Source organism: Pseudarthrobacter sp. efr-133-R2A-89 (genome assembly GCF_030209315.1).
Taxonomy (GTDB): Bacteria; Actinomycetota; Actinomycetes; order Actinomycetales; family Micrococcaceae; genus Arthrobacter.
In genome coordinates this window covers 60,822-84,220 of record NZ_JARVSE010000007.1, presented here as the reverse complement: position 1 = coordinate 84,220, position 23,399 = coordinate 60,822, and the positions used below count along the sequence as shown (strand labels likewise).

The window sequence follows — 23,399 nt, the reverse complement described above, 5'->3', positions numbered from 1 at the left end:
GGTCCCGCCGCTGTTACGATGGCAGCCAGATCCGGCCGCCCGTCCCGAAAGGCTTCAATGACTGTTGTACCCCTGCCGCTTGAGCAGAACCACGCCGGCGACACCCTGGTCCATGGCTCCGACGGCGGGTCCGAGGTCCGCCGTTCCGTGCTGCCGGGGGGAGTGCGGGTACTGACGGAAGCGATGCCGGGCCAACGGTCGGCAACGATCGGGTTCTGGGTGGGCGTCGGGTCCCGTGACGAAGCGCCCGGACAGCACGGTTCCACGCATTTCCTTGAGCACCTCCTGTTCAAAGGAACCCGCCGGCGCACCGCCCTGGAGATCGCCTCGGCATTTGACGAGGTGGGCGGCGAATCGAATGCCGCGACCGCCAAGGAAAGCACCTGCTACTTCGCCCGAGTCCTGGATTCGGACCTGCCCATGGCGATCGACGTCATTGCGGACATGATCACCGGCGCGGTCCTGGACCCGGATGAGATGGAGCAGGAGCGTGACGTCATCCTTGAGGAAATCGCCATGGACAGCGATGACCCCACCGACGTAGCGCACGAACACTTTGTGGCCGCCGTCCTGGGCAGCCACCCCCTGGGACGGCCGATCGGCGGGACCCCCGCAGCGATCAAGGCCGTGGCCCGCGACTCCGTGTGGGACCACTACCGCAGGTACTACAAGCCCGAGGAACTGGTCATCACTGCCGCGGGCGGGCTGGACCACGAGGTTGTCTGCGGGCTTGTGGTGGATGCCCTCGAATCCGCCGGATGGTCGCTTGAGCCGGACGCGGCCCCGGTCAGCCGGCGCCCCACCGAACGCGCCCAGATCACCGGAACGGCGGGCCTGCATGTGGTCAAGCGTGCGGTGGAACAGGCCAACATCATCATGGGGTGCCCCACCATTGTTGCCACGGATGAGCGCCGTTACGTGATGAGCGTCCTGAACGCCGTCCTGGGCGGCGGCATGTCTTCCCGGCTGTTCCAGGAAATCCGCGAGAAGCGCGGCCTGGTGTACTCCACCTATTCCTTTGCCTCGTCCTACGCCGACGCCGGCTACTTCGGGATGTACGCCGGCTGCACTCCGTCAAAGGTCCGCCAGGTGCTGGACCTGCTGGGCGTGGAGCTCGACAAACTTGCGGAGCACGGTATTTCAGGCGATGAACTGCGCAAGGCCGTGGGACAGCTCGGCGGCGGGATCGTCCTGGCGCTGGAAGACACCGGGTCCCGGATGTCCCGGTTGGGCCGGGCCGAACTGGTCTCCGGCGAATACCAGGACATCGACGAAACCCTGCGCCAGATCAAAGCCGTCACTGCGGAGCAGGTCCAGGAACTCGCCGCTGAACTCGCCGCCGCGCCGCGCACGGTCACCGTGGTGGGCCCGTTCGACGAAGACGAGACGTTCGGGTTGTAGCCTCCGCGCCGTAGATCCGGCCGAGCAGCCGCTGCCCGCCTTTACAGCGGCTGGCTGCGGCCGGATGATGGTTCCGGGGAACGGGAAGCAGGGCTGCTCGGAGGAACCATGGACCGACCACTGCCGCCGGGCACAGTCCCGGAAGCAATCAGGGACTTCCTGGGGCACTGGAGCGGCACCACCCACTGGCAGGCGACGGCCTGGAATCCCGCCCATACCGACGCCGCAGAGGTCGCCTTCATCCCGGCTGCTGCCGGCCATGCGGTCACCATGTCCTACCGCCACACCGAACCCGACGGATCCCGTGTTGACGGTGTGGGCGTTTTCACTGCTGATCCGCTCCATGCCGGTACGTTCTGGTACCACGCCAGCACTGCGGGGCTGCCGCCCGAAGCGCCCGCCCGGGCCAGTTGGCACGACCACGCCTTGACGGTTGAGCGGCGCCGGGGGAGCGCGGTCATCCGGCATGTGCTGACCGTCCGCGATGGCCTGCTGACCCACTCGGCCGGTCTGTGGCGGGACCACCGAAGCGTCTTGGTCCCCTTGATGACCACCGAGTGCCGGGCCGTTTCGGCTGCCGCGACGAGGCCGGTCTGAACGTGGCCTGAAACTGTCCCTGCGCCGTACCGGCCTGCACGGCTTCCGTGCGCCTGCTGCCTGTCCACAGTACCCGCGCGGCACAGGTGCGTCTCGACTCTCATTTTCCATTGACAGTGATCCTGCCCGCACTTTAGATTTACTGTAATCTGAATCACCTTTCAGGTTTGGGGCTGCGTCCCCACAACCTCACATCCCGCGGATCTTCACCGAAAGGCATCCCGTGAAGGAAACAAAGAAGTTTTTGATGGCCGCCATAGTGGTATCCGGGTTGGCCCTCACCGCATGCGCGCCCACAGCGGGCGCGGGGGCACCCGCAGGCACCGGCAGCGCCGCCGAACCTGTCAACGTCGGCATCATCTACTCCAAGACCGGCGCCCTTGCCGCCTACGGCGAAACCTACTACCAGGGCCTGCAGGCCGGCATCGACTACGCCACCGGCGGCACCGGCGAGGTCAACGGCGCCAAGATCAACCTGACCTACACCGACGACGCCGGTGACCCGGACAAGGCAGTCACAGCCGCCAAGGACATGATCGGCAAGGGCTACAAGATCATCGGCGGCACCGCCTCCTCCGGCATCGCCGTCAAGCTCGCCGAACAGGCCCAGCAGAACAAGGTCCTCTACATCTCCGGCCCCGCCGCCACCGACGCGATCCAGGGCGTCAACAAGTACACCTTCCGCTCCGGCCGGCAGAGCCTGCAGGACGTCGCCACCGCGGGCACGTTCATCGACACCAAGGGCAAGAAGGTCGTCGTCTTCGCCCAGGACAACGCCTTCGGCCAAGGCAACGTCGCCGCGGTCAAGGCCGTCCTCGGGGCCAAGGGCGCCAACGTCAGCTCCGTGCTGGTTCCCGAAAACCAGGAACTGACGCCGTTCGCGCGCCAGCTGCTGGACGCCAAGGCGGACCTGGTCTTCGTCGCCTGGGCCGGCGCCACCACCGGCACCATGTGGCAGGCCCTCAGCCAGCAGGGCGTCTTCGACTCCGCCCCCGTGGTCACCGGCCTCGGCGACGCCTCCAGCTTCAACGCCTACGGCCCGGCGAGCTCCAAGATCAGCTTCCTCAACCACTACTTCCCGGGCGCCTCCGGCACCGACGTCGAGAAGAAGATGATCGCCGGCGTCGAGAAGGCCGGCGGCAAGGCCGACCTCTTCACCCCGGACGGCTTCGTCGCCGGACAGCTGATCGTCCAGGCCATCAAGCAGGGCGGCGGCACCGACCCCGACGCCATGGTCAAGGCCCTCGAGGGTTACAGCTTCGACGGCCCCAAGGGCAAGGAAACGGTCCGTGCCTCGGACCACGCCCTGATCCAGGACATGTACCAGGCCAAGCTCGTCCAGAAGGACGGCGCCTGGACCCCGCAACTGATCAAGGCCGTGCCCGGCGACACCGTCGCCCCGCCGGAGAAGAAGTAGCCAGCGGCGGCCGGGCCGGGCGCGGAGAATTCCGCCCCGGCCCGGCCGCACCGGCCTGCGAGCCAGAACAAAGGACCCGTATGACTACCCCAGCCACGCCCGCCCTCGAGGTGGACGGCCTCGGCCTGCAGATCGGCGGCGCCCGCATCCTCCAGGACGTCGGCTTCACCGTCAACGCCGGCGAGATGATCGGCGTGATCGGCCCCAACGGCGCCGGCAAGACCACCCTCTTCAACCTGATCTCCGGCGTGCTGCGCCCCACCGCGGGCAGCATTGCCCTGAACGGACGGCCGATCACCAACGAGCCGATCCACCGCCGGGCCAGGGCGGGGCTGGGCCGGACCGTCCAGACCTCCAACCTCTTTCCCCGGCTCTCCGTCCTGGAGAACGTCCGGCTCGCCGCGCAGGCCAAGCTCGGCGGAAGCCTGAACATCCTGCGCTTCCCCGGCTCCTCGGACGAGGCCACCCGGATCGCCCTGGGCACCATCGCCGAGGTGGGACTCAGCGGCCAGCTCACGACGGCGGCCGGGGACCTCTCGCACGGCGAGAAGCGCAAGGTGGAGATCGCCGTGCTGCTGGCGATGGATCCCGCCGTCGTCCTCCTCGATGAGCCGATGGCCGGGGTGGCGTCGGGGGACGTCCCGTCCCTCACCGCCATCATCCGGGGGATGCACCGGGACCGCGGCTGCACGGTCATGATGGTCGAGCACCACATGGACGTGGTGCTGGGCCTGGTGGACCGGGTGGCCGTGATGCACCACGGCAGCCTGCTGGCCCTGGACAGCCCCGACGCCGTCATGGCCAACCCCACCGTGCAAAGCGCCTACCTCGGAGAACCAGTATGAGCCCCGCCGCGGACCCCCGCCCCGAAACCCCGGGCGCCGCCCCAGGCCCCGTCACGCCGATCCTCACCGTGGACCGCCTCAGTGCCAAGATCGCCGGCCAGCAGGTGGTGGAGGACGTCTCGTTCTCCGTCCCGGCCGCCGGGATCACCGCGCTGCTGGGCCGCAATGGCGTCGGCAAGACCAGCACCATCAAGGCCATCATCGGCCTGATCGACCGCTCCGGGGCGGTCACGCTCGACGGCGAACGGATCGACAAGGACCCCACCTACCGGATCATCCAGCGCGGCGTCGGCTACGTCCCCGAGGACCGCGAGGTGTTCTCCAAGCTCACCGTCGCCGAGAACCTGCGCCTGGCCGAACGCGACGCCGCGCCGCGCCGCCAGCTGGTCGAGGAGCTCTTCCCAGACCTGCTGGCCCGTGCCGGCCAGATGGCCGGAACGCTCTCCGGCGGCCAGCAGCAGATGGTCTCGCTGGCCCGCGCCCTGCTGAACACGAACAAGGTCCTGCTGGTCGACGAACCCACCAAGGGCCTGGCCCCCAAGATCGTCGGCGAGGTCGCCGAGACCCTGGCCGAGGCCGCCCGGACCGTGCCGATCCTGCTGGTGGAACAGAACCTCCAGGTGGTCCGCCAGCTCGCCGGGGACGCCGTCGTCCTCTCCGGCGGCCGCGTGGTCCACACCGGCCCGGCACAGGAGTTCCTCGACGACGCCGCCCTGATCCAGCGCCACCTCGGCGTCTCCAACCACCCGCACCCCGGTGCGGACCAGGCCTCCCACGCTGCCGTGAAAGGTGCCGCCCAGTGAGTACCGTCATCCTCCTGCTCTTCACCGGCCTCGGCCTCGGGGCGCTGTACTTCCTCGTCGCCGCCGGCCTGTCCCTGATCTACGGCCTGATGGGCGTGCTCAACTTCGCCCACGGGGCCTTCCTGACCCTCGGCGCCTTCACCGGCTGGGAAATCGCCCGCCGCGCCGGATCCGACAACTGGGGGATCTTCCTGGTCTCCCTGCTGATCGGTGCCGCCGCCGGCGCCGCGTTCGCGGCCTTCACCGAGTTCGTCCTGATCCGGCGCCTCTACCAGCGCCACATCGAACAGGTCCTGGTCACCCTTGGCCTCTCACTGGCCACCGTCGCCCTGTTCGACGGCATCTGGGGGACCGACCCGGTCTTCATCCAGGGACCGGCCTGGTTCAAGGACACCACCGACATCCTGGGCGCCCGGGTCCCCAACGACCGGTTCGTCTGCATCCTCGCGGCCGTTCTGGTGCTGCTGGCCCTGGTCTTCTTCCTGAAGAAGACCCGCTACGGCATGATCATCCGCGCCGGCGTCGAGAACCGCTCCATGGTCACCGCCCTGGGCATCGACGTCCGCAAGGCGTTCACCCTGGTCTTCACCATCGGCGGCGCCGCGGCCGGACTGGGCGGCGTCCTCGCCTCGCACTACTTCGGCTACGTCTCACCGATGCTCGGCGGCTCGCTGCTGATCTTCGCCTTCATCGTCACGGTGATCGGCGGGCTCGGCTCGCTGACCGGCGCGGCCATCGCCGCCATCGCCGTCGCCGTCCTGCAGCAGTTCGCCAACTTCTACCTCGGCGGCACCGGCGACTTCGTCGTGGTGCTGGCCCTCGGCGTCGTACTGCTCGTCCGCCCCACCGGCCTGCTTGGGAGAACCGCATGACCACCACCGGCAGCAACACCGAGACGACCACCGAGCGCCTGCGACGCGGGGAGGCCGCCGCGGCCAACGACGACGGCGCACGCACCTCGGGCACGCCCGGCGGCACCGGCCGGGGCAGGGGAGTCCGCTCCATCACCGGCCGTCGGATTGCCGGCTGGGCCGCGGGCCTGGCCGGGGTCCTGCTCCTGGTCCTCCTGCCACTGCTGAACCTGTCCCTGCCCGGGATCCTGCCCGGCCCCAGCTACACGCCAGGTTCGCTGCAGCTGCTGGCCATGAGCATGCTGATGGCCGCCGCGGCCCTGACCTACCACCTGCTCCTCGGCGTCGCCGGGCTGCTCTCCTTCGGCCACGCCCTCTACTTCGGCGCCGGCGTCTACGGGCTCGCGATCATCCTGAAGAACCTGGAGATCCCGCTGCTGCCGGCCATGGGGCTGACCCTGCTGGTCGTGATCGTGCTGGCGCACGTGGTGGGCAGCATCAGCCTCCGCGTCGGCGGCATCCCCTTCGCCATGGTCACCCTCGCCTTCGCCCAGGCCGGCTCGGTGATCGTTGGCCGCAACCCGGACGGCCGGACCGGCGGCGACGAGGGCCTGACCCTACGCACGGACAACCTGCCCGAGGCCCTGGTGGGCGTGGTGAACACCCGGAACCTCTACTGGCTGGCGCTGGCCGTGCTGGTGGTTGTCTTCATCATCGTCACCTGGGTGCAGTCCTCCCGGGCCGGCCACACCGCGGCCGCGGTCCGCGAGAACGAACTCCGGGTCCGCGTCCTGGGCCTGCAGCCGTACCTGGTGAAGCTGCTGATCTTCGTGGTCTCCGCGATTCTGGTGGGCGTGATCGGCATGGTGTTCCTGCTGCTGCAAAGCGGCGCCGTGCCCCGGGCCATCTCCTCGGACCTGACCATCACCCTGCTGGTCATGGTGGTACTCGGAGGTGTCGGCTCGCGCTGGGGCGCCGTAATCGGCGGGGTCTTCTACACCATCCTGGACCAGCGGCTCACCGCGCTGGCCAACTCCGAGGCCGTCAAGGGCCTTCCGGACATCCTGCGGTTACCGTTGTCTGAGCCGCTGTTCATCCTCGGCACGCTGTTCATCCTGGTGGTGCTCTTCCTCCCGGGCGGCATCGCCGGGACCGCGGAGCGGCTGGCGCAACGGCGCCGCGGCCGGAACGGCGGCACCGCCGCCGGCACCGAGACGCCGCGTGAGATCCTGGAGGACGCAGCATGACCAGAGACACGGATTCCGCCGCGGTGCCCATCGCAGGCTATGTTCGCGGGGACGGGCTCCACACCCTGGGCCGCTGGACCACGGACCGCAGCCACGCCACCCCGCACCGGGTCGCGATCGATGACCGTGGCTGCGCCCTGACCTACCTGGAACTGGAACGCCGCGCCGCGTCCCTGGCCGAGGGGTTCCGCGCCGCCGGGTACCGGGTGGGGGACCGGGTGGCGAGCCTTACCGGGAACAGCACCGACCATGTGGTGGCGTTCTTCGCCTGCGCCAAGGCGGGCCTGGTGCTGGTGCCCCTGTCCTGGCGGCTCTCGCCCCGGGAACTGGCCGCCCAGTTGGAACTCGCGGAGCCGCACCTGGTGCTGGTCGAGGCGGACCTGGACTCCTTGGGCGCCGCCGCCTGCGCCCTGGTCGCACACCGGCCGCGGACCGCGGCACTGGGCCCGGGCGGGGTGGAGAAGTCCGTCCCGCCGCCCGCCCGGATCGCCCTGGCGCCGGCGGAGCTCCCGAGGCAGTCCGTGCAGGATGACGACGCCCTGCTGATGATCTTCACCTCCGGCACCGAGGGGCCCAGCAAGGCCGCCGTGCTGACCCACGCCAACTGCTTCTGGAACAACCTCTCGCTCTCCCGCACCCTGGACATGGGCAGCAGCGACGTGGTCCTGGCCGTCCTCCCTCAGTTCCATGTGGGCGGCTGGAACATCCAGCCGCTGCTGGCCTGGTGGGTGGGGGCCACGGTGGTGCTGGAGCGCGGCTTCGATCCCGGCCGGGTGCTGCAGCTGATCGACGAACGCGGCGTCACCATGCTGATGGGCGTGCCCACCCAGTACCTGATGCTGGCCGAGCACCCCGACTTCGCCGCCGCGGAACTCGGCGGCCTCCGGCACGCCGTCGTCGGCGGGGCTCCCATGCCCGCGCCGCTGCTGCGGATCTGGCACCGCAAGGGGGTGGCGCTGAGCCAGGGCTACGGCCTCACCGAGGCGTCGCCCAACGTGCTCTGCCTGCCCAACCAGGACGCAGAGCGGATGATCGGCTACTCCGGCAAGCCCTACCCGCACGTCGAGGTGGCGGTCGCCGATCCCACCACCGGGGAGATCCTCGACGGCGCGGCCGCCGGCGAGCTCCTGGTGGGCGGCCCCGGCGTCTTCGCCGGCTACTTCCGCGACCCGGCCGCGACTGCGGCGGTCCTCGCCGACGGCTGGCTGCACACCGGCGACCTGGTCGAGCGCGACGCCGACGGGTACATCAGGGTGGTGGACCGGCTCAAGGACATCTACATCTCCGGCGGCGAGAACGTCTCGCCCTCCGAAGTGGAGGCCGTCCTCCTGGCCCACCCGGCGGTGGCGCAGGCCGCCGTCGTCGGCGTCGAGGACCCGCGCTGGGGCGAGAGCGGACTCGCCTTCGTGGTGGTCCGGCCGGGCAGTTTCACCGACCAACAGGAGCTGCTGGAACACTGCAGTTCACAGTTGGCCCGTTTCAAGGTCCCTTCAAGGATCGAGATGGTGCCGGGCCTGCCACGGACGGCGCTGAACAAAGTGCTCCGCGCCAAGCTGCGCCAGGACTTCTCCGGCCGCATGGGGGACCGTTCCACAGCCGGAAACGGCCTGGCAGCGGGAGGCGGTCGATGAGCACCGCACCCCGCACCGCCCGCGGCACCCGCACCCGCGCCAAGCTGCTCGAGGCCGCCGAGGCCGTGTTCGCGTCGGTGGGCTACCACGACGCCTCGATCGTCAAAATCACCGAGGCCGCCGGCGTCGGCCTGGGGACCTTCTACCTCTACTTCGACGGCAAGCAGACCATCTTCGACGAGGTGGTGGAGGACCTCAACCGCCGGGTCCGGCACGCCATGACCGACGCCGCCCGCAGCGCCGGCAACCGGATCGACGCCGAACGGGCCGGCTTCCGGGCCTTCTTCCGCTTCACCGCCGAGCACCCCGCGCTGTACCGGATCATCCGCCAGGCCGAGTTCGTCTCGCCCGGTGCCCTCCGCCTGCACTACACCCGGATCGTCAACGGCTACATCGAGGGCCTGAAGTCCGCCCAGCTCGCGGGGGAGGTCCGGGACATGGACCCCACGGTCGCCGCCTGGGCCCTGATGGGCATCGGTGAACTGATCGGCATGCGCTGGGTCCTCTGGGACGAGGAAGGAGCGCCGCCGGTCGAGGGAGCCCGGCCCGAAGTGCCAGAGGAAGTCTTTGAGGAAATGATGCAGTTCATCGAACGTGGCCTGGCGCCCACTCCCGGCACCGGCAACACCCCCACCTCCAACCCCGCACCGCCCCAGGAAGGGACGAACCCATGACCCAAACAGCCGGCCGGAAAACCTACCGCACCATGGATGTGGCCGTCCGCGGCGGAACGCTGCACACCGCGGTCTGGGGCCCGGATGATCCGAATGCCCCGACGATCCTGGCTGTCCACGGCGTGACCGCGTCGCACAAGTGCTGGGCCTACCTGGCCGAGGCGCTGCCCGACGTGCGGATCATCGCGCCGGACCTGCGCGGCCGCGGCCGCAGCAACACGCTTCCGGGCCCGTACGGAATGGCGTCGCACGCAGAAGACCTCGCTGCCGTCCTGGCGGAACTGGCCGACGGCCCCGTGGCGGTGGTGGGGCACTCGATGGGCGGGTTTGCGTCGGTGGTCCTCGCTGGTCGCTTCCCGGATCGGGTCCGCTCGCTGGTGCTGGTGGACGGCGGCCTGCCCCTCCAGGTCCCGGCAGGCCTTTCCGACGCGGAAGTCATCTCGGCCGTCCTTGGACCCGCCGCCGAGCGCCTCAACAGCACCTTCCCCAGCCGCGAAGTGTACCGGTCCTTCTGGCGGAAGCACCCTGCCTTCAGCGCCGACTGGGGGCCTTTCGTGGAGGACTATGTGGACTATGACCTCACCGGGGAAGAACCCGGGCTCAGGCCTGCCACACGGTACGAGGCCATGGCAGAAGATACAGCAGACCTGCACCGGGGTGCCTCGCTGCTACAAGCCTTGGACAGCCTCGCCGTCGATGCGGAAGTGCTGCGGGCCCCGCGTGGTCTGCTGAACGAACCTGCGGGCCTGTACGCCCCCGGCTACCTCGAGTCGTGGGCCGCGAAACTTCCCATCCTGCGGGTCCGGGAGGTGCCTGATGTCAACCACTACACGATCATCATGGGCCAGGCCGGGGCCGCCGCGGTCGCGGAACGCGTACGGGTGGCCTTGGCCGCGAACTAGTCGGCAGGCAGGGCCCGGCCCTCCAGCTGTGGGCCGTGGCCCTACCCGCCGGCGAACGGGGGAAGCACGTCAACCACGTCGTCGGCCCCAAGAACCGTTGACTGGTCCCGGACGGCCACCTCGTTGAGCAGGAAGCTGCTGCGGGACAGGAGCCGAGCGAGCGGAGGAGTGCCTGCCGGCGGCTCGGCGCGGGGTACCCCCAGCACAGCCTCCAAGAGATGGGCGACCGTGGCACCGTCGGGCAGGTCGAACTTTTCTTCCTCACGCCCGGCGGCGGCGCGTGCGGCAGCGAAGTAACGTACAAGCATTCCGGTCAGCCCCCGATGGCGCTCATGCTGCGGTCCGGCTGGACGAAGTCCGGAGCGTCCAATCCCACGTGGTCCATGCCGTGGGCCTTTGGCTTGAGCCACATGGCATCCTGCCACCGCTGCGCCAGCTCGTCATCAGTTGCGCCCGAGCGCAGCAGGCCCAGCAGGTCGAATTCCTCGCGGGAGAACAGGCAGCTCATGATTTTGCCTTCGGCGGTAATCCGGGTGCGCCGGCAGTCCGCGCAGAACGGCTCGGTGACGGAGGCGATGATCCCCACTGTTCCCAGCACCGGACCGTCAGCCTCCAACGAACCTGCCGCCCGTCGTCGGACGTCAAAGCGCTCGGCGGGGGCACCGTCACGGGCCCGGGCATCGGGGCTGAGCACATAGTCCTTGGAAAGCAGGTCGCGGATCTCGGCGGCGGTGATCATGTTGCGGCGGGTCCAGCCATGGTCGGCGTCCAGTGGCATTTGTTCGATGAACCGCAGTTCATATCCCCGCTCCAGGGCCCAGGCGAGCAGTTGCGGCGACTCGGCGTCGTTGATGCCGCGCATGAGGACAGCGTTCAGTTTCACCGGACCCAGGCCGGCCGCCCACGCAGCGTCCACACCCGCCAGGACCTGGTCCAGGAACGGCCGCCTGGTCAGTTTGGCGAACGTTTCCTCGTGCAGCGAATCCAGTGAGACATTGATCCGGGTCAGCCCCGCCGCTTTGAGCGGGGCCGCCTTCCTGGCCAGGCCAACACCGTTGGTGGTCATCGAGATGGGCAGGTCCGGATGGTTGTTCCGCAGCGCGGAGATGATCTCCACGAGGTCGTGCCGGACCAGCGGCTCACCGCCCGTCAGCCGCAGTTCCCGCACCCCCAGCTGCTCCACGCCGACGCGGACAATCCGGACGATCTCCTCAGCAGACATGACGGCCTGCTTCGCGAGCCACTCCAAGCCCTCCGCCGGCATGCAGTAGGTGCACCGGAGGTTGCACTTGTCCGTCAGCGACAGCCGCATATCCGTGGCGCGGCGGCCGTAGCGGTCCACCAGCCCGTCCGGTGCATCCGCGGGACGGCGTGCGGGAACGCCGGGCAGCTCCGATGCTGCTTCCTCCCGCGGCTGCGGCATGCCTAGCTGGACAGTCATGGATTCAGGCTACGCCACCTTGAGCCGCCCATCACACCCGTAACAGCACGGGTGCCGGTCACAGTTGCGGGCCAGTGCCGTCGGGCGGTGGCAAACCTATGCTGGAGGTGTGAACAATTCCCGGGTTTCGGAGGCGGCGGACGACGACGGCGGGCGCCTTGGGGAGCAGCCGGACCGTCCCGCCCCGCACAAGGCTGCCCTACGCGCCACGGGCAGGTGGGCCGCCGCCGCGGGTCTGGCCGCCGTTGCCGGCGGCGTGGCGTTGGGGGAGTTGCTCGCAGGATTTGCCAGTCCTTCCCTGTCGCCGCTGACGGCCGTTGGCGGTGCGGTCATCGACGCCGTCCCGCCGGGCGTCAAGGACTGGGCGGTCTCCGTCTTCGGAACGGCGGACAAGGCTGCCCTCCTGGCGGGCATGGCGCTGGTCATCGGCGTCCTGGCCTCGCTGGCGGGGGTGCTGGAGTTCCGCCGCGGCTACCGGGGTGCGGCCGTGGTGGGCATCTTCGGGGCCGTCGGAGCCGTGGCTGTCCTCACCCGCGCCCAAATGACGCCGATCGCCGTGGCGCTCCCGCTCGTGACCGCGGTGGTGGCCGTGGTGCTGCTGCGATTCCTGATCGGAAAGCTTCGCGAATGGAACGCGGGCACCCTACCGGGCGGACCGGGAAGTTCCCGACGGAGCTTCCTCCAGGCCCTGGCCGGCACGGCGGCCGTGTCCGCGGCGGCAGGCGTCCTGGCCGGTGCGTGGCGTGGGGCAACTAATGCCGTCAGCGACGCCAGGGCTCGGATCACCCTGCCAGTTCCGGCGTCACCGGCGCCGCCGGTTCCGGCCGGCGCCGACCTCGACGTTGCCGGAGTGACGCCGTTGGTGACGCCCAACCGGGAGTTCTACCGGATCGACACCGCGCTGTCCGTTCCGGCAGTCAACCCGGACAACTGGGCCCTCAAAGTCACCGGCATGGTGGACCGGGAGATCCAGCTGTCCTACGCGGAACTCCTGGCAAAGCCGCTCACGGAGCGCCACATCACCATCGCCTGCGTGTCCAACGGCGTGGGCGGCGACCTGATCGGGAACGCCCGCTGGCTGGGCTGGCCGGTCCGCGAATTGCTGGCCCAGGCGGGCCCCCACCCCGGAGCGGACATGGTGCTGTCCAGGAGCACGGACGGCTGGACGGCAGGGACGCCCCTGGAGGTCCTCACCGACACCAGGGACGCCCTGCTCGCCGTCGGAATGAACGGGGAACCCCTGCCTCTCGAGCACGGCTTTCCCGTCCGGATGATCGTCCCGGGACTCTACGGCTACGTATCCGCCACCAAATGGGTCACCGAACTCAAAGTCACCACGTTCGCGCAGGACGCCGGGTACTGGACCCCCCGGGGCTGGTCCGAGCGCGGCCCGGTCAAGACGTCCTCCCGGATCGACGTGCCCCGCAGCGGGCGTCCGGTCAGCGCAGGGTCCGTGGTCTTCGCGGGCGTGGCCTGGGCCCAACACACCGGCATCGGGAGGGTTGAGCTGAGGATCAACCGTGGGCCGTGGCGCGAGGCCGAACTCGCTGCGGGCCTGTCAGCGGACACCTGGTACCAGTGGAAACTGGCAGTGGACCTCACCCCGGGGCAGTACGAGGTCCAGGTCCGCGCCACGGACCTCACGGGCAAACCCCAGGAGGAAACGGAGCGGCCGCCCGAACCTGACGGTGCCACAGGATTCCACACGGTTAGAGTGGACGTGAAATCCTGAAGTCCGCGACCGAAGGCGTACCCATGACCAGCCCCACCCCGCACGGCCACCCGCCGGAAAGCCGTGCCCGGCACCCGCATGAACACGCCCGCTCCGTTGCCGAGCACGCGGCCGCCGTCGCAACACTCCTGCAGCCGCTCCGTGCGCCGGGACGCACCGAAACGCTCCCACTGAGCAGGGCCCTGGGCCGTGGGCTGGCGGCCGATGTGGCAGCGCCCGTCAGCCTGCCGCCGTTCGCCAATTCGCAGATGGACGGTTACGCCGTCCACTCCGGCGACATTCCCGACGGCGGCGCAGACCTGGAGACCATGCCCCCGGTAGCTGCCGGATCAAAGCCGTCCGTGCTCGAACCCGGGACGGCCGCGCCCATCATGACAGGCGCCGTGATCCCGGCGGGGGCGGACGCCGTCGTACCCATTGAACGGGCCGTGCCGGACCACTTCCTGGAACCCGGCCGGGGCGGCACGGTCAGGCTGCCCGCCACCGGACCCGGCACGTACGTGCGGTCCGCCGGGAGCGACATCGCGGCGGGGGAGTTGGCCCTGGCCACCGGGACCTGCCTGGGGCCGGCCCAGCTGGGGCTGCTCGCCGCATTGGGCCTGGCCGAGGTGCCGGTCTACCGGGCTCCCACCGTCCTGCTGGTCACTACCGGGGACGAAGTGGTGGAACCCGGCCGGCCCCTCCCGCCCGGGAAGATCTACGATTCCAACGGGACCCTCCTGGAAGCCGCCATGATGCAGGCCGGCCTCACGGTCCGGCGGGCCGGTATCTCCACCGACAATCCGGATGAACTGCGCGGCCTGCTTCGCTCCGAGGGCCAGGGCGCCGATCTCATTGTCACCACCGGCGGGGTCAGCAAGGGCGCCTACGAAGTGGTGCGGCAGGCCATGGTGGATCAGCCCGTCGATTTCCTGCACGTGGCCATGCAGCCCGGCGGGCCCCAAGGCCTGGGAACGTTCGACGACGTCCCTTTCCTCGGGTTCCCCGGCAATCCGGTCAGCTGCCTGGTGTCCTTCGAAATGTTCCTCCGCCCCGCGCTGTCCGGACTCCTGGGCGCACCGGCGGCCAGGCTGCCGCTGCGGGCACGTCTGGCCCACCCGCTCACGTCCCCCGGCCACAAGCACCAGGTCCGGCGGGGCAGCCTGCAGCCCGGCGGCACCGTCCGGCTTGAGGGTGGTGAGAGTTCCCACCTGATGCATGCGCTCGCGGGCTCGAACGTCCTGGTCCACGTCCCCGCCGGCGTCACGGAACTCGATGCCGGCGATCAGGTGGAAGTATGGATGCTGTGAACGCAGAACAGACCCCCGCCCTGACGCACCTGCGCCAGGACGGCAGTGCCCAGATGGTGGACGTGTCAGCCAAAGCCGAGACCACCCGGGAAGCCACGGCCACCGCTACCGTCCGGACCACCACGGAGGTCATGGAACTCCTGGGGGCCGGCGGCCTGCCCAAGGGCGACGCGCTGGCCGTGGCCCGGGTGGCCGGCATCATGGCCGCGAAGAAGACGCCTGACCTCATTCCGCTCTGCCACCCGCTGCCTCTGGCCAAAGTCACCGTCGATTTTGACCTCGGCCCCGATACCGTCACCATCAGGTCCACCGTGAAGACCCGCGGCGTCACCGGCGTGGAAATGGAGGCCCTCACTGCTGCGTCCGTTGCGGCCCTGAGCGTTTACGACATGATCAAGGCCGTGGACAAGCACGCCGTGCTGACGGAAATCAAGGTGCTGGCCAAGAGCGGCGGCAAGAGCGGAGACTGGGCGCTGTGACCAACACCAACCCCCTCGGCGCCCCCGAGCCGCACCGGCACGGCGACGTCCAGGGACGGAAAGCCGGCGTGGTGATCGCCTCCACCCGCGCCGCAGCCGGAATCTACGACGACGAGACCGGCCCGGTGATCAGCGATTGGCTGGCCGAGCACGGCTTCGATGTCTTTCCGCCGATGGTGGTCCCGGACGGTGAGCCCGTGGGCGCCGCCATCAGGGCGCTCCTGACCCAGCGTCCCGCCGTCGTGATTACCAGCGGCGGGACCGGCCTGAGCCCGGACGACCGGACTCCGGACGTGACGCTGCCCCTGCTGGACCGGGAGATTCCGGGCATCATGGAGGCCATCAGGCGGGCCGGCGCCGCCAAGACCCCGCTGGCCGCCCTGAGCAGGGGCCACGCTGGCGCAGCCGGAGCTACTTTTATAGTGAACCTGCCCGGTTCACCCAAGGGCGTCATGGACGGGCTCACCGTCCTGGACCCGGTGATCGGGCATCTCTGCGACCAGCTGGAAGGCGGACATGGGCACTGACGCGGCATTCGAGGTGGTCCGGGCAGTCCTCAGCGCGGACCCCATCTCCGTCGACCAGGCGATCGCCGCGGTGGAAAGCGACACCGCGGGCGCCGTGGTCAGCTTCAGCGGCGTAGTTCGCAACCACGACGCCGGCAAGGCCGTCGAGCGGCTCAGCTACAGTGCGCACCCCACGGCACACCAGGTGATGGCCGACGTCGTGGCCCGCCTGGTTGCCGAGCAGGACGCTGCGCCGGGCGCAGGCGGCGACGCCGTCCGGCAACCCGTCCGGATTTGGGCAGCGCACCGGATCGGGATGCTGGAAATCGGCGATCCCGCCCTGGTGTGCGCGGTCTCCGCGGCGCACCGCGGCCAGGCCTTCGCCGTCTGCTCGGAACTGGTGGACCGGATCAAGGAGCAGGTTCCCATTTGGAAGGAACAGTTCTTTTCCGACGGCACCGTCGAATGGGTCGGCGCGGACGGCTGATGCCTGCTGCGTCCGGGAACCGGCTGGCCCGGGCCGGCGTGGTTGTCCGCTCCGGTGCGAGGTAACGCACAGTGACCGGTTCCTGCGGCAACCGGTCCCGCCGGTAGGCTGGATGGCATGACCGAACAACACTCCGCCCCCAAGCTGGTAGCCGTCCTGGGCGCCAACGGACGCATGGGCGCCGAGGCCGTAAAAGCCATTGACGCCGCGCCCGACATGAAGCTCGTCGCAGCCCTGGGGCGGGGTGACTCGCTGGATCAACTGACGTCCTCCGGTGCGCAGTACGTGGTGGACCTCACGGTTCCCGAGAGCACCGAAGCGAACGTCCGATTCGCCGTTGAACGCGGCATGCACGCCGTGGTGGGCACCACGGGCTGGGACGCGGACAAGCTCTCTGCGCTGGAATCCGTCCTGGCCGGGCACCCGGAGACCGGAGTGCTCATCGCACCGAACTTCGCCCTCGGGTCCGTCCTGGCCTCGGCTTTCGCGGCCAAGGCCGCCCAATACTTCGAGTCCGTGGAAATCATCGAGCTGCACCACCCGGACAAGGTGGACGCCCCGTCCGGCACCGCCGTCCGGACCGCGCAGCTCATCGCCGCCGGGCGCAGCGCCGCGCAGGTGCCGCCCAGCCCTGATGCCACCACCAGCGAACGTGCCGGTGCCCGCGGCTGCGACGTGGATGGCGTCCGCGTCCACAGCGTCCGGCTCCGCGGGCTTGTGGCGCACCAGGAAGTCCTGCTGGGAGGCCCCGGCGAGCAGCTGACCATCCGCCACGACTCCTTCGACCGTGCGTCCTTCATGCCCGGTGTTCTCCTGGGTGTCCGGCAGGTAGCGTCGCACCCCGGCCTGACCGTGGGCCTGGACGGTTACCTGGACCTGGGACTCTGACCATGAACGGGCTTCTTGCCGGCTTCCGGAAGAACCGCACCAAGATCTGGGTGGGAGCAGTGACGCTGCTGCTGGTCTTCTACCTGGTGGTGTCCTTCCAGCGCTCACTCCTGCTCCTGGCGGACAGCAACCTCACGGCCAAAGCCATTGGCGCGGCGTACCTGGTGCTGCCCATCGTCGGCGCATGGGCCCTGATCCGCGAACTGATGTTCGGTGCCCGCACCGAGCAGATGGCCAAGGTCCTGGAAGCCGAAGGCGGGTTGCCGGTGGATGAGCTGCCGCGCACGCCCGGCGGCCGGATTGTCCGGGCGGCCGCAGACGCCGAGTTCGAAAAGTACCGTATCGAAGCCGAATCGGCTCCGGACGACTGGCGTTCGTGGTTCCGGTTGAGCTGCGCTTACGACGCCGCCGGGGACCGCAAGCGGGCCAGGGCCTCCATGCGCGACGCCGTCCGGCTGTTCACAGCCGCGTCCTAGCAGCCGCCCGTTCCCGTGGCCGGCTCAACGGCCGCCGCCTGCCGGTGATTTCCTGCGATGGGCATTTCTGCCCATCGCAGCCGCATGCCGCCCGCGGTATGTTCGTCTGGCAATAATTTCCGGCTTGGGGGCGGAGATGGGGTGGGCGGGTTCTCCGCCACGAACGTCCTTCGAAACCCCGTATGCCTGCACCGAACCCGCACGAAGGACGATCCATGAGCCAGCCGCCTTACCCCCAGTCCCGGTGCCCCCAGCCGACCGGCAGGGGACCGTCCGTGCCCCCGGTTCCGCCGGCACCCTCCCCGTTTGGCGGGCCCTACGCAACGAGCCCCCGGGGGGAATACCCGCCGGAGGCGAACCCGCAGGTTCCCTACGGTGACGGGCCTCGCAAGTCCTTCGTGGCCACCTGGCTCCTGTCCCTGCTCCTGGGCACCTTCGGGGCGGACCGGTTCTACCTCGGCAAGACCGGTTCCGCCGTGGCCAAGCTGCTGACGGCGGGCGGCCTGGGCATCTGGGCCATCGTGGACCTGGTCATGACCTTGACCGGGAACACCAGGGACATCCACGGCCGCCCGCTGGAGGGGTATCCGGAGACCAGGAAAAAGGCCTGGATCATCACCGCGGTCGTCTGGCTTGCGGGCGCCATTACGGGAACGGTGCTGGCCATTGCCTCCATCGCCGTAGTGTCCGCTGCCGTTGAGGGTTTCAACGTCCCGGCCCAGGCGCCCCTCCCGTCCTCCCAAGCCGCTACGGCGCCGTCACCGGGCACGTCCACGGAAGCGAACGCCTCGGTGGTGACCATGTCCGAGGGCAACACGGTGAGGGTTAGCGTGCTCGATTCCCTCTACACCGCCGAGATTCCCGGCATGTCCTACCTGGAACCGAAGAACGGCGGATTCCTGGCTGTGCAGGTGTCCTGGGAGACGGTAACGGGTAGCAGTTTTGCCACTCCGTCAAACTTCAGCGTCTTTGACGCGGACGGCAAGGAGGGTGGGCTGATCTACCTGGGCCAGGAAGTCGGCGGCCTGCAGACCGAGCAGGTGGGCGCCGGAGACGCGCGCCAGGGCGTTATCGCTTTCGACGTCAAGAAGGGACCCGTCACGGTGGTGGTCACCAATGACTACGGCGACCAGGCGTCCAGTTTCACCGTGACCCCGCAGTAGCAGGCCAGGGCAGCACACCGCGGCCGAGTTGGCCCGCGGCGTGGCCCAGCCATTCCAGCGGGCCGCGCCAAGACAACCTGGCAAACAGCACGCCAACGGTGATGGCAACGGCGGCGTGTGCGAAGTACATGCCGTCCTCGGTCCAGCCGGCCGGCAGGGGCTTCAGGTAGAAGTTCGACAACACCCAGACGTGGACCGTGTACAGGGTCAGGGTCATGGCCCCTGCGCCGCGCAGGGGCAGCAGCAGGTCCAGGTCAATCCACTCGGCGAGCCGCCCCAGCAGGAGGCATGCGCCGATGACGGCTGCCGCCACCGCCGAAGTATGAAGCAGGTCAAGGGGGGTCCCGGAGTGCGGTGCAGCAGAGGCCAGCCACCACCAGGAGCCGTCCTGCGGCAGCCCCGCCAGGTTTACCTGCAAGACGCTGTCCAACGGGTAGCCGGGGGCATTGACAACCTTCTCCAGGGCGGCCAGGCCACCCCAATCCTCGATCGCGGCCACCCCGATGGCCTTGGCGGTGACGGCCACCACCGATCCGCTCACCAGCAGGAGGGCAGGGACCAGGGCCTTGCCAAGGACCAGGCGGCCGATGGCCAGGCCCACCAACAGGTAGGCAAGCCACTGCACCACGGGGTAGTAGCCGGTCAGGAAGAGGTCGCCGAGCAGCTGGCCGGGGGTGCCCAGGTCCTCCCACCGCGGGTTGTGGCCCAGCTTCAGTGGCGGCTCCGCGGCAAGGAGCCAGGGGCGCAGCAGGTAGGCCAGCACCGGCGACCCAAGGATCCAGCCCGCGGCCCAGGCGCACAGGGCCTTGGCGCCCAGGCCCAGGAAGGGCAGTACGCACAGGAACAACACGGCGTAATGGACCAGGATAACGGCCACGTTCACTTCCAGGCCGCCCAGGGTAAGTCCGACGGCGGCAATCACCACGGCACGCAGCGCGACACCGCGGCGGGCCTTCGCGAGATCGGGACCGGCCAGCGGCTGGTGCTTTCCGGTGGACAGGGCAAGTCCCACCCCGGCCAGCACGGCGAAGAGGGCCGCGGCCCGTCCGGAGAAGGTGAGGCCGATCCAGGTCGGGGTGAGGTTGGCGTTCGACTCGAACGTTGGCAGCAGGTGCGTGGCCATCATGCCCAGCAGGGCGAGGCCCCGCGCTGCATCGATGCCGCGAAGACGGCCCGGCTGGTTCCGCCCGGGGGCCTTTCGCGACCGGGTAGCCGGGGTGCGGGACGTCATGACCCGATCGTCTCACATGCCCGTGCGGCGCGGCTTGCCGGCGATGTAAAGGGTGCCCGGCGGCGCCCTGCCGTGCCGGAGGGGCCGCCGCAAACCCTTGTATTCGAATATATGTTCGAATACCATGGCGGAATGGACACGCCATCATCCGGAACCCCCGCCCGGCGGGAAAGCCTGCAGCCGGCACCTACCCACTCAGTCAACCTGCCGCTGAGGGCAATGAGCCCGGGCGTGGTGGACTACCTGTTCCGGCAGTTGGTGTCCGGGCGGCCGTCAGAGGACGTCCAGTGGGAGCGGGAGGGCATCACCCTCGCCGCCCAGCCGGAGGGGGCCGAGCTCGCCCGGCGGCTGTCCGAGACGGATATCGACGCGCTGACGCCCACCGAGCTGTTCCATTACGTGCGGGCGGCGCAGCGGCTCGCTGCCTGGGCGGAGGACCTGCGGCAGGCCGCCGTCAGCCGCTATTGCCACGCCGGAACCAACGCGCCGGGGCCCGGCAACCGGGCTGTTTGACGCTCGTCACGCCCGTGGCATTGTCCTAACCAGCCGGGGACAGGGTAACGTTTTTTCCATGGCTGATTCTTCCGCGCACATCCCTGCCCTCGGTACCCTCCTGACCGCCATGGTCACGCCGTTTACCAAGGACGGCGCAGTGGATTACGACCAGGCGGCTGCGCTGGCCAGCAAGCTCGTCGACGACGGCTGCGACGGGCTGGTGGTCACCGGCACCACCGGTGAGACCTCCACCCTGACGGACGAAGAAAACCTCGGCATGTTCCGCGCGGTGAAGGACGCCGTCGGAGGCCGCGCCGCGATCATTGCCGGTACCGGCACCAACGACACCGCGCACTCGGTCCACCTGTCCAAGCAGGCCGCCGCCCTTGGCGTCGACGGACTGCTCCTGGTCACCCCTTACTACAACAAACCGAGCCAGGCCGGTGTCCGCGCCCACTTTGAAACCATCGCCTCCGCGGTGGACGTTCCGGTCATGCTCTACGACATTCCGGGCCGGTCCTCCATCGCGATCGAACCCGACACCATGATCCGGCTGGCCCAGCACCCCAACATTGTGGCCGTCAAGGACGCCAAGGCGGACCTCGTTGCGGCCACCCGCGTCATGGCGGAAACCGACCTCCTCTTCTACTCCGGCGACGACGGACTGACCCTTCCGTGGATGGCGCTGGGCGCCGTGGGGCTGGTGGGCGTCACCACCCACGTGGCCACCCGCCGCTTCCGCGAACTCATCGACGCCGTCAACGCCAACGACCTCGGCACCGCCCGGAAGATCAACGTCGAACTCCAGCCGGTGGTCCGGGCAACCATGACCCGCGTCCAGGGGGCCGTGGCGGCCAAGCAGATTCTTAAATGGCAGGGAGTCCTGCCCAACTCGATTGTCCGTTTGCCCCTCGTGGAGCCGGACGAAACCGAGATCGAAACCATCCGCGGGGATTTGGCGGAAGCGGGGCTGGTCTTCTCCTGAGGCTAAGACCGGCACCCTTCCGCCTGGAAAGTAGTGCATTATGACCCAAACTGCCCTTACCGGCCTTGTCACCCCTCCGCGCCTGCCCCAGGGCACGCTGCGGATCGTTCCGCTGGGCGGGCTGGGGGAGATCGGCCGGAACATGGCCGTGTTCGAAATCGACGGCAAGCTGCTGATCGTGGACTGCGGTGTCCTCTTCCCTGAGGAAACGCAGCCCGGCGTCGACCTGATCCTGCCTGACTTCTCCTACATCGAAGACCGGCTGGATGACGTCGTGGCTGTCATCCTCACGCACGGCCACGAGGACCACATCGGCGCCGTGCCGTACCTGCTGCGCCTGCGCAACGACATCCCGCTGGTGGGATCGCAACTGACCCTCGCCCTCATCGAGGCCAAGCTGCAGGAACACCGCATCCGGCCCTACACACTCACCGTGGAGGAGGGCCAGGTGGAGAAGTTCGGCCCCTTCGAATGCGAATTCGTGGCCGTCAACCACTCCATCCCGGACGCCCTGGCCGTCTTCATCCGCACCGCGGGCGGAACGGTCCTGCACACCGGCGACTTCAAGATGGACCAGCTGCCGCTGGACGGCCGGATCACCGACCTCCGGCACTTCGCCAAGCTGGGCGAGGAGGGCGTGGACCTTTTCATGTCCGACTCCACCAACGCTGACGTGCCTGGATTCACCACGGCTGAGAAGGAAATCGGCCCCACCCTGGAGCGCCTCTTCGGCCAGGCCACCAAGCGCATCATCGTGGCGTCCTTCTCGTCCCACGTCCACCGCGTGCAGCAAGTCCTCGACGCCGCCGCCAAGCACAACCGCAAGGTGGCCTTCGTGGGCCGCTCCATGGTCCGCAACATGGCCATCGCGGAAAAGCTTGGCTACCTGGATGTTCCTGCCGGATTGATCGTGGACATCAAGAACATCGACAATCTGCCGGACAACCGCGTGGTGCTGATGTCCACCGGCTCCCAGGGTGAACCGATGGCCGCCCTGTCCAGGATGGCCAACGGCGACCACCGCGTGGTGGTGGGCGACGGCGACACCGTGATCCTGGCCTCCAGCCTCATCCCGGGCAACGAGAACGCCGTCTTCCGGATCATCAACGGCCTCCTGAAGCTCGGCGCCGATGTCATCCACAAGGGAAACGCCAAGGTCCACGTCTCCGGCCACGCCGCCGCGGGCGAGCTGCTGTACTGCTACAACATCCTTGAGCCCTTGAACGCCATGCCCGTCCACGGCGAAACCCGGCACCTCATCGCCAACGGCAAGATCGCCATCGAGTCCGGCGTGCCCGAGGCGAGCGTAATCCTTGCCGACAACGGCACAGTCATCGACCTCCGCGACCACCAGGCAGACATCGTCGGCCAGGTGGAAGTGGGCTTTGTCTACGTTGACGGGTCCAGCGTGGGTGAAATCACCGACGCCGACCTCAAGGACCGCCGCATCCTGGGTGACGAAGGATTCATTTCGATCATCACGGTCATCCACCGCGCCACCGGCAAGGTGGTGTCCGGTCCGGAAATCCACGCCCGCGGCGTCGCCGAGGACGATTCCGTCTTCGACGACATCATCCCCAAGATCAACGCGGCGCTGGAGGAAGCAGTCCAGAACCACGCCGACCACACCAGCCACCAGCTCCAGCAGGTGGTGCGCCGCGTTGTCGGCACCTGGGTCAACCGCAAGCTGCGCCGCAAGCCCATGATCATCCCGGTGGTCCTCGAGGCCTGAGCCCCCCGCGCGGCCCGGCTGCGCGACTGACCTGCGCGGACAGCCTCGCTGCACCACCGAAAGGCCCGGTTCCCTGTGGACCGGGCCTTTTCGCGCCTCCGGCAATGCGCATCCTCAAGCGCATCGG

24 protein-coding genes are annotated in these 23,399 nt (G+C 69.0%); 21 read left to right on the top strand and 3 right to left on the bottom strand.

Annotated features, from left to right (window positions below; all coding sequences use genetic code 11):
• Nucleotides 1-57: 57 nt before the first annotated feature.
• The 10 genes from QRM95_RS13615 to QRM95_RS13570 all read left to right on the top strand — a co-directional run bounded on the left by QRM95_RS13615 (nt 58) and on the right by QRM95_RS13570 (nt 10,368).
• Nucleotides 58-1,401, top strand: coding sequence for a M16 family metallopeptidase (locus tag QRM95_RS13615; protein ID WP_285248098.1), 1,344 nt, complete (start codon nt 58-60; stop codon nt 1,399-1,401).
• Between the two features lie 108 nt (nt 1,402-1,509).
• Nucleotides 1,510-1,998 carry a DUF1579 domain-containing protein gene (locus tag QRM95_RS13610; protein ID WP_285248097.1) on the top strand — a complete coding sequence of 163 codons (489 nt, stop codon included), beginning with the start codon at nt 1,510-1,512 and terminating at the stop codon, nt 1,996-1,998.
• 223 nt (nt 1,999-2,221) lie between these two features.
• Nucleotides 2,222-3,415 carry a substrate-binding domain-containing protein gene (locus QRM95_RS13605; protein ID WP_285248096.1) on the top strand — a complete coding sequence of 398 codons (1,194 nt, stop codon included), beginning with the start codon at nt 2,222-2,224 and terminating at the stop codon, nt 3,413-3,415.
• A gap of 80 nt (nt 3,416-3,495) precedes the next feature.
• The gene (locus tag QRM95_RS13600; RefSeq protein ID WP_285248095.1) at nt 3,496-4,260 is read left to right on the top strand and encodes an ABC transporter ATP-binding protein; all 765 of its coding nucleotides are present in this window, start codon (nt 3,496-3,498) and stop codon (nt 4,258-4,260) included.
• The gene (locus QRM95_RS13595) at nt 4,257-5,063 is read left to right on the top strand and encodes an ABC transporter ATP-binding protein (protein ID WP_285248094.1); all 807 of its coding nucleotides are present in this window, start codon (nt 4,257-4,259) and stop codon (nt 5,061-5,063) included. Before QRM95_RS13600 ends, QRM95_RS13595 begins: the two co-directional genes overlap by 4 nt.
• The gene (locus QRM95_RS13590) at nt 5,060-5,935 is read left to right on the top strand and encodes a branched-chain amino acid ABC transporter permease (protein WP_285248093.1); all 876 of its coding nucleotides are present in this window, start codon (nt 5,060-5,062) and stop codon (nt 5,933-5,935) included. Before QRM95_RS13595 ends, QRM95_RS13590 begins: the two co-directional genes overlap by 4 nt.
• Complete coding sequence (locus tag QRM95_RS13585) at nt 5,932-7,161, top strand: branched-chain amino acid ABC transporter permease (RefSeq protein WP_285248092.1); 1,230 nt, start codon at nt 5,932-5,934, stop codon at nt 7,159-7,161. Before QRM95_RS13590 ends, QRM95_RS13585 begins: the two co-directional genes overlap by 4 nt.
• The gene (locus tag QRM95_RS13580) at nt 7,158-8,792 is read left to right on the top strand and encodes a class I adenylate-forming enzyme family protein (protein ID WP_285248091.1); all 1,635 of its coding nucleotides are present in this window, start codon (nt 7,158-7,160) and stop codon (nt 8,790-8,792) included. The genes QRM95_RS13585 and QRM95_RS13580 overlap by 4 nt, the downstream gene beginning before the upstream one ends.
• Entirely contained in the window at nt 8,789-9,466 is a 678-nt protein-coding gene (locus QRM95_RS13575; RefSeq protein ID WP_285248090.1) for a TetR/AcrR family transcriptional regulator, read from the top strand. The genes QRM95_RS13580 and QRM95_RS13575 overlap by 4 nt, the downstream gene beginning before the upstream one ends.
• Entirely contained in the window at nt 9,463-10,368 is a 906-nt protein-coding gene (locus QRM95_RS13570; protein ID WP_285248089.1) for an alpha/beta hydrolase, read from the top strand. Before QRM95_RS13575 ends, QRM95_RS13570 begins: the two co-directional genes overlap by 4 nt.
• Before the next feature lie 41 nt (nt 10,369-10,409).
• Here QRM95_RS13570 and QRM95_RS13565 read toward each other — a convergent pair whose 3' ends face one another.
• Entirely contained in the window at nt 10,410-10,676 is a 267-nt protein-coding gene (locus QRM95_RS13565) for a MoaD/ThiS family protein (protein ID WP_141181168.1), read from the bottom strand.
• Between the two features lie 5 nt (nt 10,677-10,681).
• The gene (gene moaA / locus QRM95_RS13560; protein WP_285248088.1) at nt 10,682-11,809 is read right to left on the bottom strand and encodes a GTP 3',8-cyclase MoaA; all 1,128 of its coding nucleotides are present in this window, start codon (nt 11,807-11,809) and stop codon (nt 10,682-10,684) included.
• Nucleotides 11,810-12,065: 256 nt separating this feature from the next.
• On the opposite strand from moaA, the gene QRM95_RS13555 reads away from it, so the two are divergent.
• The 8 genes from QRM95_RS13555 (at nt 12,066) to QRM95_RS13520 (ending at nt 18,829) form a co-directional block, all read left to right on the top strand.
• Nucleotides 12,066-13,541 carry a molybdopterin-dependent oxidoreductase gene (locus QRM95_RS13555; protein ID WP_285248161.1) on the top strand — a complete coding sequence of 492 codons (1,476 nt, stop codon included), beginning with the start codon at nt 12,066-12,068 and terminating at the stop codon, nt 13,539-13,541.
• A gap of 23 nt (nt 13,542-13,564) precedes the next feature.
• The gene (locus QRM95_RS13550; RefSeq protein ID WP_285248087.1) at nt 13,565-14,830 is read left to right on the top strand and encodes a molybdopterin molybdotransferase MoeA; all 1,266 of its coding nucleotides are present in this window, start codon (nt 13,565-13,567) and stop codon (nt 14,828-14,830) included.
• A complete protein-coding gene (gene moaC / locus QRM95_RS13545; RefSeq protein ID WP_285248086.1) occupies nt 14,818-15,309 on the top strand; it encodes a cyclic pyranopterin monophosphate synthase MoaC in 492 nt (163 codons plus the stop codon). Before QRM95_RS13550 ends, moaC begins: the two co-directional genes overlap by 13 nt.
• Nucleotides 15,306-15,836, top strand: coding sequence for a MogA/MoaB family molybdenum cofactor biosynthesis protein (locus QRM95_RS13540; protein ID WP_285248085.1), 531 nt, complete (start codon nt 15,306-15,308; stop codon nt 15,834-15,836). Before moaC ends, QRM95_RS13540 begins: the two co-directional genes overlap by 4 nt.
• Entirely contained in the window at nt 15,826-16,302 is a 477-nt protein-coding gene (locus QRM95_RS13535; RefSeq protein WP_018763643.1) for a molybdenum cofactor biosynthesis protein MoaE, read from the top strand. The genes QRM95_RS13540 and QRM95_RS13535 overlap by 11 nt, the downstream gene beginning before the upstream one ends.
• Before the next feature lie 117 nt (nt 16,303-16,419).
• On the top strand, nt 16,420-17,190 hold the full coding sequence (dapB, locus tag QRM95_RS13530) for a 4-hydroxy-tetrahydrodipicolinate reductase (protein WP_285248084.1): 771 nt from the start codon (nt 16,420-16,422) through the stop codon (nt 17,188-17,190).
• 2 nt (nt 17,191-17,192) lie between these two features.
• Nucleotides 17,193-17,666, top strand: a complete 474-nt coding sequence (locus QRM95_RS13525) for a hypothetical protein (RefSeq protein ID WP_285248083.1) — start codon at nt 17,193-17,195, stop codon at nt 17,664-17,666.
• Nucleotides 17,667-17,881: 215 nt separating this feature from the next.
• Nucleotides 17,882-18,829, top strand: a complete 948-nt coding sequence (locus tag QRM95_RS13520) for a TM2 domain-containing protein (protein ID WP_285248082.1) — start codon at nt 17,882-17,884, stop codon at nt 18,827-18,829.
• Here the strand turns inward: QRM95_RS13520 and QRM95_RS13515 are convergent.
• Nucleotides 18,810-20,060, bottom strand: a complete 1,251-nt coding sequence (locus QRM95_RS13515; protein ID WP_285248081.1) for a heparan-alpha-glucosaminide N-acetyltransferase domain-containing protein — start codon at nt 20,058-20,060, stop codon at nt 18,810-18,812. The two genes, QRM95_RS13520 and QRM95_RS13515, sit on opposite strands and share 20 nt — an antisense overlap.
• Before the next feature lie 132 nt (nt 20,061-20,192).
• On the opposite strand from QRM95_RS13515, the gene QRM95_RS13510 reads away from it, so the two are divergent.
• Genes QRM95_RS13510 through QRM95_RS13500 form a run of 3 tightly spaced genes read left to right on the top strand, consistent with a single transcriptional unit; the run spans nt 20,193 to nt 23,272 of the window.
• A complete protein-coding gene (locus QRM95_RS13510; protein ID WP_285248080.1) occupies nt 20,193-20,573 on the top strand; it encodes a hypothetical protein in 381 nt (126 codons plus the stop codon).
• Nucleotides 20,574-20,631: 58 nt separating this feature from the next.
• Nucleotides 20,632-21,540: a 4-hydroxy-tetrahydrodipicolinate synthase gene (dapA, locus tag QRM95_RS13505; protein ID WP_285248079.1), complete on the top strand. Its 909-nt coding sequence runs from the start codon at nt 20,632-20,634 to the stop codon at nt 21,538-21,540.
• Nucleotides 21,541-21,580: 40 nt separating this feature from the next.
• The gene (locus tag QRM95_RS13500) at nt 21,581-23,272 is read left to right on the top strand and encodes a ribonuclease J (RefSeq protein ID WP_043455217.1); all 1,692 of its coding nucleotides are present in this window, start codon (nt 21,581-21,583) and stop codon (nt 23,270-23,272) included.
• Nucleotides 23,273-23,399 lie beyond the last annotated feature (127 nt).

Coding starts and splice junctions, on each gene's coding strand:
- QRM95_RS13615 (WP_285248098.1), top strand. CDS start 58: ATGACTGTTGTACCCCTGCCGCTTGAGCAGAACCACGCCGGCGACACC.
- QRM95_RS13610 (WP_285248097.1), top strand. CDS start 1,510: ATGGACCGACCACTGCCGCCGGGCACAGTCCCGGAAGCAATCAGGGAC.
- QRM95_RS13600 (WP_285248095.1), top strand. CDS start 3,496: ATGACTACCCCAGCCACGCCCGCCCTCGAGGTGGACGGCCTCGGCCTG.
- QRM95_RS13595 (WP_285248094.1), top strand. CDS start 4,257: ATGAGCCCCGCCGCGGACCCCCGCCCCGAAACCCCGGGCGCCGCCCCA.
- QRM95_RS13585 (WP_285248092.1), top strand. CDS start 5,932: ATGACCACCACCGGCAGCAACACCGAGACGACCACCGAGCGCCTGCGA.
- QRM95_RS13580 (WP_285248091.1), top strand. CDS start 7,158: ATGACCAGAGACACGGATTCCGCCGCGGTGCCCATCGCAGGCTATGTT.
- QRM95_RS13575 (WP_285248090.1), top strand. CDS start 8,789: ATGAGCACCGCACCCCGCACCGCCCGCGGCACCCGCACCCGCGCCAAG.
- QRM95_RS13570 (WP_285248089.1), top strand. CDS start 9,463: ATGACCCAAACAGCCGGCCGGAAAACCTACCGCACCATGGATGTGGCC.
- QRM95_RS13565 (WP_141181168.1), bottom strand. CDS start 10,676: ATGCTTGTACGTTACTTCGCTGCCGCACGCGCCGCCGCCGGGCGTGAG.
- moaA (WP_285248088.1), bottom strand. CDS start 11,809: ATGACTGTCCAGCTAGGCATGCCGCAGCCGCGGGAGGAAGCAGCATCG.
- QRM95_RS13550 (WP_285248087.1), top strand. CDS start 13,565: ATGACCAGCCCCACCCCGCACGGCCACCCGCCGGAAAGCCGTGCCCGG.
- moaC (WP_285248086.1), top strand. CDS start 14,818: ATGGATGCTGTGAACGCAGAACAGACCCCCGCCCTGACGCACCTGCGC.
- QRM95_RS13535 (WP_018763643.1), top strand. CDS start 15,826: ATGGGCACTGACGCGGCATTCGAGGTGGTCCGGGCAGTCCTCAGCGCG.
- dapB (WP_285248084.1), top strand. CDS start 16,420: ATGACCGAACAACACTCCGCCCCCAAGCTGGTAGCCGTCCTGGGCGCC.
- QRM95_RS13525 (WP_285248083.1), top strand. CDS start 17,193: ATGAACGGGCTTCTTGCCGGCTTCCGGAAGAACCGCACCAAGATCTGG.
- QRM95_RS13520 (WP_285248082.1), top strand. CDS start 17,882: ATGAGCCAGCCGCCTTACCCCCAGTCCCGGTGCCCCCAGCCGACCGGC.
- QRM95_RS13515 (WP_285248081.1), bottom strand. CDS start 20,060: ATGACGTCCCGCACCCCGGCTACCCGGTCGCGAAAGGCCCCCGGGCGG.
- QRM95_RS13510 (WP_285248080.1), top strand. CDS start 20,193: ATGGACACGCCATCATCCGGAACCCCCGCCCGGCGGGAAAGCCTGCAG.
- dapA (WP_285248079.1), top strand. CDS start 20,632: ATGGCTGATTCTTCCGCGCACATCCCTGCCCTCGGTACCCTCCTGACC.
- QRM95_RS13500 (WP_043455217.1), top strand. CDS start 21,581: ATGACCCAAACTGCCCTTACCGGCCTTGTCACCCCTCCGCGCCTGCCC.